We start from the raw sequence: 7093 nt of genomic DNA on the forward strand, positions 1-7093 counted from the left end.
GCGGCGGCATCGGCTGGAACCAGCCGGCACCGACTCCGGCCTCCGGTCTGAAGCTGGCCCTGGCCACCGACAGCCTGGATGCCGACGCCTGGCTGGCTCTGAAGAAGGACCTGGCGGGCAAGGACGCGGCGGTCGCCGGCAACGGTGCAGCCGCAGGCAATCGCCTGGGCAACAGCGATGTCACGCAATACCTGGAGCCGGACAGCGTCTCGGCCCGCGTCGGCGAACTGAACCTGATGGGCAAGAAGCTCAACAAGCTGATCCTGGAAGCGGCGCATCGCCGCAATGCCTGGCAGATCAACCTGGAGTCCCAGCAAGCCTCCGGTACCGTGACCTGGGACGAACCCGGCAGCGCACGCGGGGCCGGCAAGGTCACGGCACGGCTGTCCTCGCTGGTCATTCCCAAGTCCAGCCCGACGGCCGACGCGGCCCCGCCCGCCAGTGCCGACAAGACCGACGACAACCTGCAGATGCCCGCGCTGGACATCCGCGCCGAGCAGTTCGAACTGGGCGGCAAGAAGCTGGGCCGGCTGGAACTCGATGCCAGCAACATCCTGACCTCGGTCGGCCGCGAATGGCGCATCAGCCGCCTGCTGCTGGCCAATCCCGACGCACAGTTCCGGGCAGCGGGCAACTGGCTCACCTTCGGCAGCAATCACACCTCCAACTTCACCTATGCGCTGGATATCGAAGATGCGGGCAAGCTGCTGGAACGCTTCGGTTATCCCGGCACCATCCGCGGCGGACGCGGCAAGCTCGATGGCGATCTCAGCTGGAAGGCACCTCCCTATGCGATGGACATGGCAACGCTGGCCGGGCAGGTGCACATGGACGTGCATTCGGGACAGTTCCTGAAGGTGGATCCGGGTGCTGCCAAGCTGCTGGGCGTGCTCAACCTGCAGGCCTTGCCGCGCCGTTTGACGTTGGACTTCCGCGACGTGTTCTCTGAAGGCTTCGCCTTCGATACCGTGGCCGGGACTGCCAGCATCGCCAAGGGCATCGCCAGCACGGACAATCTCAAGATGGCGGGCGTGACGGCCTCGGTGCTGATGAGCGGCTCGGCCGACATCGCCCGCGAGACCCAGGACCTGCATGTGGTGGTGATCCCCGAGATCAACCTCGGCACGGCCTCGGTGGTGGCGATGGCGGTCAATCCGGTGGTGGGGGTGAGTACCTTGCTGGCGCAGCTGTTCCTGCGCAATCCGGTGATGAAGTCGCTCAGCTTCGAATACAAGGTGACAGGTCCTTGGAGCGACCCCATCGTGGTCAAGCAGGGGCAGGTCTCGCCGGTGGATGCCGAACGTGCCCGCGAGGTGCTGCAGAAGGGCAAGGGCGGCAAGGAGGATGGCAAGCCGGGCAATGACGTGGTGCCGCCTCCTTCACCGGCTCCGGCCCAGCGGCGCGGCGCACCCGCACCGGGACCGGCTATCAATTCCGGTGCCTGATCCTTTTTCCGTCCTCGGCCGGGCCAGCGCGGCCAGCGCGGATGGGCGATACTGGCGGCATTCTTTTTTTACTCCCCACGTTGGCAAGAGGCAGACATGAGCGATTCCTTCAAGGTGGCGGCGATCCAGATGGTCTCCACCCCCGAGCCATTGCAGAACTTCGATGCGGCCAGCCGCCTGGTGGCGCAGGCAGCGCAGCAGGGCGCGCAACTGGTGCTGCTGCCGGAATACTGGCCGATCATGGGATTACATGAGCGCGACAAGTTGGCCCATGCCGAAGCCGATGGCAGCGGTCCCATGCAGGAATGCATGAGCGCCCTGGCGCGCGAGCACCGGCTGTGGCTGGTGGGCGGCACACTGCCGCTGCAGTCGGCGGTTTCCGGCAAGGTGCTCAATACTTCACTGGTCTATGGACCGGATGGCCAGCGGGTGGCGCGTTACGACAAGATCCACTTGTTCAATTTCGTGCGGGGTGAAGAAAACTACGACGAAGCCCGCACCATCGAATACGGCAGCGAAGTCCGCAGCTTCGAGGCACCCTTCGGGCGGGTCGGCTTGTCGGTGTGCTATGACCTGCGCTTTCCGGAGCTGTACCGCGCCATGGGCGAGTGCGCCCTGATCGTGATGCCTGCCGCCTTCACCTATACCACCGGCCGCGCGCACTGGGAGTTGCTGCTGCGCGCGCGTGCCGTCGAGAACCAGTGCTACGTGCTGGCCTCGGCGCAGGGCGGGCAGCACGTCAATGGCCGCCGTACCTGGGGCCACAGCATGCTGGTCGATCCCTGGGGCGAGATCGTCTCGGTTCTCCCTGAGGGAGAAGGGCTTGTGATCGGCGACATTGATCCCCATCGTCTACAATACGTTCGAGAAAGCTTGCCGGCGCTACGCCATCGCAAGCTTTGACCTTTTTGCCTTCCGACAAGACGCTATGAAATTATTTGAACCCAACATGGGCGCCCTGCAAGTGGCGCGCGACGTGCTGCTGACTCCCTTCGGCCTGGACGAATCCAAGCTGCTCAAGGCCTTGGGCAGCATGTTCACGCACAAGGTGGACTACGCCGACCTTTACTTCCAGTTCACCAAGAGCGAGGGCTGGAGCCTGGAAGAGGGCATCGTCAAGACCGGCAGCTTTTCCATCGACCAGGGGGTGGGCGTGCGCGCCGTGTCGGGCGACAAGACCGCGTTCTCCTATTCGGACGAGATTTCCGAATCGGCCCTGCTGGATGCCGCAGCAGCTACCCGCACCATCGCCCGCCAGGGCAGCGGCAAGATCAAGGTGGCCGGTGCCATGACGCCGGCCGGCGGCCGCGCGCTGTACCTGCCGCATGATCCGCTGACCTCGCTGGACGCCACGGCCAAGGTGCAGCTGCTGGAACGCATCGAACGCATCGCCCGCGCCAAGGACCCGCGCGTCAAGCAGGTCATGGCCAGCCTCTCCGGTGAATACGACGTGGTGCTGGTGGCGCGCGCCGATGGCGTGCTGGCCGCCGATATCCGTCCGCTGGTGCGGGTGTCGGTGACGGTGATCGCCGAACAGAATGGCCGTCGCGAGATGGGCAGCAGCGGTGGCGGTGGACGTTATGACTACGGCTATTTCTCCGACACCCTGCTGGAGAAGTATGCTTCCGAAGCGGTGGCCACCGCTTTGGTCAACCTGGATGCGCGCCCGGCTCCGGCTGGCCCCATGACCGTGGTCCTCGGCCCTGGTTGGCCGGGCATCCTGCTGCACGAAGCCATCGGTCACGGCCTGGAAGGCGACTTCAACCGCAAGGGATCCTCCACCTTCTCCGGCCGCATCGGCGAGCGCGTCGCCGCCAAGGGCGTGACCGTGGTCGATGACGGCACCATCGCCGATCGCCGCGGGTCGCTCAACATCGACGATGAAGGCAATCCGACCCAGTGCACCACGCTGATCGAAGACGGCATCCTGAAGGGCTACATCCAGGACACCATGAACGCCCGCCTGATGAAGATGGACGTCACCGGCAACGCGCGCCGCGAATCCTTCGCCCACCTGCCCATGCCGCGCATGACCAATACCTACATGCTGGGCGGTGACAAGGATCCGGGCGAGATCCTGGCCTCGGTCAAGAATGGCCTATATGCCGTCAACTTCGGCGGTGGCCAGGTGGATATCACCAACGGCAAGTTCGTCTTCTCGGCCAGCGAGGCCTACATGATCGAGGATGGCAAGATCACCTATCCGGTCAAGGGCGCGACCTTGATCGGCAATGGTCCGGATGTGCTCAACCGCGTCTCCATGATCGGCAATGACATGCGCCTGGATTCGGGTGTCGGCGTGTGCGGCAAGGAAGGCCAGAGCGTGCCGGTCGGGGTGGGGCAGCCGACCTTGCGTCTGGATGGCGTGACCGTGGGCGGAACTGCCTGATCGTTCATCGCTGCATCGTTTCTTGTGAAAACCGCCGGTGTCATTCACCGGCGGTTTTTTCATTTATGCGCCGGGAATATGACTTCCGGAGGCAGGGGGAAACGACTTGGCCAGATCAAATATTCACTTTTTTTGCAGGAAAGCCACAGTTGGCAAGACGAGGGGGTGCGGGCAAGGCTTGCACGAGGCCAGATTTTTTATTGTGTTTTAGCGACGCTGATTGGCTATTTAAGCAATAAATATTCAATAAATATATATTTGACGAATGAAATATGCATTTGCAGCGCAGCATGTCGATTTCGTCTTGTTGCTTGCCAAAGCCCCTGATTTGTAGCACTATGAACGCCTGCTTCACTTAACCCATGACGCCAGACATGTCTTTCGCCCGCGCTTACTTTTATTTTTACTTTAGCTATTCCAGCCCCACGGCGGTGAAAAGCGGTAAGCGTTCGTAAAAAGACAAAACCGATTTCCTAAAAAACCGCCAGTGATGGCGGTTTTTTTTTGGTCAACATTCCAGCTGAATCATTGCAGTACACCAGGAGAAAAAAATGCCGCGCACTGACGATCTTCGCATCCGAGAAATGAAAGAACTGGTCCCCCCCTCGCATCTCATCCGCGAATTCGCCTGCACCGAAAAGGTCGAGCGCACCACCGCTGAAGCCCGCACGGCGCTGCATCGCATCCTGCATGGCCAAGATGACCGCCTGATGGTCGTCATCGGCCCGTGCTCCATCCACGACACCAAGGCCGCCATGGAATATGCGCGCCGCCTGGTGGTGGAGCGCGAGCGCCACAAGAACGAGCTGGAAATCGTCATGCGCGTCTACTTCGAGAAGCCGCGCACCACGGTGGGCTGGAAGGGTTTGATCAATGACCCGTACATGGACAACAGCTTCCGCATCAACGACGGCTTGCGCGCGGCCCGTGAACTGCTGTTGAACATCAACGACCTGGGCCTGCCGGCCGGTACCGAATTCCTGGACGTGATCAGCCCGCAATACATTGCTGACCTGATCAGCTGGGGCGCCATCGGTGCCCGTACCACCGAGTCGCAGGTGCACCGCGAGCTGGCTTCTGGCCTCTCCTGCCCGGTGGGCTTCAAGAACGGTACCGACGGCAACGTCAAGATCGCCGTGGATGCCATCAAGGCCGCGTCGCAGCCGCACCACTTCCTGTCGGTGACCAAGGGTGGCCACTCGGCCATCGTCTCCACTGCCGGCAACGAGGATTGCCACATCATCCTGCGCGGCGGCAAGCAGCCCAACTATGATGCGCCCAGCGTGGAAGCGGCTTGCCAGGACATCGCCAAGAGCGGCCTGGGAGCGCGCCTGATGATCGACGCTTCGCACGCCAACAGCTCCAAGAAGCCGGAAAACCAGATTCCGGTCTGCGCCGACATCGGTCGCCAGGTGGCGGCGGGCGACACCCGCATCGTCGGCGTGATGGTGGAATCGCACCTGGTGGCCGGCCGCCAGGACCTGGTGCCGGGCAAGGAACTGACCTATGGCCAGTCCATCACCGATGGCTGCATCAACTGGGAAGAAAGCCTGCAAGTGCTGCAGGGCCTGGCGGATTCGGTCAAGCAGCGCCGTTTGGTGGGCGATGAACGGGATGCGGCTTGAGGGTTGTCGTTGAAGTGAGATTGAAGCGCCGGTGATTGCTGGCGCGAGGTAGTGAACAAAGCCTTGGTGGGAGCCAGGGCTTTGTTGTTTTAGGCCCGGCTGAATTCATATTGGTCGGGCAGATGGCTACCTGCCCACAGCGCAGCCCAGGAAAGAAGTAAGAAGACGAAAGGCAACGTCTTTTCATCTGATTTCTAAAAATGAAGTTCTGGCCCTATGGCAACGCGGTCTCTCGCGCTACGGTCTTGCAGCTCGGCTCCGTATTGATCGCCACGCCTGAGTTCGCATCGAAGTAGATGCCATCGTAGTGGTCGCCATTGAAGATCAGGGCATAAATCAAACGACGTTTGAACTGGCCCGTGAGACGAAACGTCGGCCATGTACATGCCGGGTTCTTTTCAAACAACTCATCTTGATATCTGGATAGGTAGGAGTTATTCCCCCTGAACAGAACGAGAACATCCCAGTCCTCGAACCGGTAAGGTGAGTTTTGTCGGTTGCTTTCATCGCGCCCCTCGATCTTTGATATTCCGAATGCTACATAGCATTCACCGCAGGCATAACGTCTATCGAAGACTTGTATCGTTACGTCTGGATTTGACAGCGTGAATGGATAAACGCAGATACCTATGGCACCCAATAGAAGTAACGAGGCGCTGATGAAAGTACGTGCCAGATATTTTTTTTGCATCATTTTTCAAGCTCTTTGTCGCTAAGGTCGCCTTGTTTTTCCGTAATAGAGACCAGTTTTCCGTGCTTGAATATCGCCCTTTCACCGAACCTATAGTCTTGCTCTGGCGCGCGTGTTTTTCCTTCACCTTTGATAACCGGAACAGCATTCTCAATATGGCCGATTACGAATGACATTTCTTTTCCTGCTAAGGCTAGTTTTTCTGAAATATCGGCGGCGATGTTGTCGGCATCGGATGGATTTGCCGCTGTTGCACATCCATGTAGTTCGACTCTCGCATTTTCGGAAAACTTCGAAAACTCTATGTCGTCCACCAGTGCGGAACCTTCCACCCATCCCGCTGCGTTGAATATCATTCGGGTTCTTGTGCGGTATAGACTGGAGTTGTGTAGTACCCATCTATTTGCTTCATAAGCTTTTTTCCTAATCCACGAGGAGTCCTTCGGCGGTGGGGGATCTGCGGTAGTTAGGTATAGTGCTTGAGGGCCCCCGTGCGTCCATATGTCGAGAGAATGAATGCTTCCAGTCGTTTGCGAATTGATGATGCTGACAATGTCTTTTGCGACATATATCCGCTTTACCACTAAGATAAATTTGCTTTTGTCCTGAGCTTTATAGTCGCGCAGCACGTTGTTTTTTGCGTGCTCGAAGGTGTAATTGTCTGATGGGGTTGCTGCGCCTCCCCATAGTAACAAACGTACTTTGCGGTCGTGCTTCACCGGCACCGTTGAGCCCTTTTCATGGTTAGTCTTGACCTTTGCTCCCATCATCCCTCCCGCATTTTTGTTTCTGCATCCTCGCCGAACCAGACGCTCAGTTCCTCAGGATGATAGGTCGCGACTCGTTCGCATAAGCCGTTGGCATCGGTGTAGCCGCTGTAAGTAGTTCCGTCCGGTGCCTTGATGTAATACGCCAGATCAGGTATCGGCTCGCCGGGCTTGCC

At 59.6% G+C, this 7093-nt stretch carries 6 protein-coding genes; 4 read left to right on the top strand and 2 right to left on the bottom strand.

Annotated features, from left to right (window positions below; genetic code table 11):
* From B3873_RS04010 to aroG, 4 genes are all read left to right on the top strand, one after another.
* A partial coding sequence (locus B3873_RS04010) for a YhdP family protein (RefSeq protein ID WP_286864152.1) occupies window positions 1–1445 on the top strand: 1445 nt, incomplete at its 5' end.
* Window positions 1446–1541: 96 nt separating this feature from the next.
* Window positions 1542–2348, top strand: a complete 807-nt coding sequence (locus tag B3873_RS04015) for a carbon-nitrogen hydrolase family protein (protein ID WP_259434491.1) — start codon at window positions 1542–1544, stop codon at window positions 2346–2348.
* 25 nt (window positions 2349–2373) lie between these two features.
* Window positions 2374–3834: a metalloprotease TldD gene (gene tldD / locus B3873_RS04020; protein ID WP_134134763.1), complete on the top strand. Its 1461-nt coding sequence runs from the start codon at window positions 2374–2376 to the stop codon at window positions 3832–3834.
* Between the two features lie 551 nt (window positions 3835–4385).
* Entirely contained in the window at window positions 4386–5459 is a 1074-nt protein-coding gene (gene aroG / locus B3873_RS04025; protein ID WP_286864156.1) for a 3-deoxy-7-phosphoheptulonate synthase AroG, read from the top strand.
* A 214-nt stretch (window positions 5460–5673) separates the two neighbouring features.
* Here the strand turns inward: aroG and B3873_RS04030 are convergent, their stop codons facing one another.
* On the bottom strand, window positions 5674–6153 hold the full coding sequence (locus B3873_RS04030; protein WP_286864157.1) for a hypothetical protein: 480 nt from the start codon (window positions 6151–6153) through the stop codon (window positions 5674–5676).
* Complete coding sequence (locus tag B3873_RS04035; protein WP_286864158.1) at window positions 6150–6920, bottom strand: hypothetical protein; 771 nt, start codon at window positions 6918–6920, stop codon at window positions 6150–6152. Before B3873_RS04035 ends, B3873_RS04030 begins: the two co-directional genes overlap by 4 nt.
* Window positions 6921–7093 lie beyond the last annotated feature (173 nt).

Source organism: Herbaspirillum sp. UBA812, assembly GCF_002296545.1.
Taxonomy (GTDB): domain Bacteria; phylum Pseudomonadota; class Gammaproteobacteria; order Burkholderiales; family Burkholderiaceae_D; genus Herbaspirillum; species Herbaspirillum huttiense.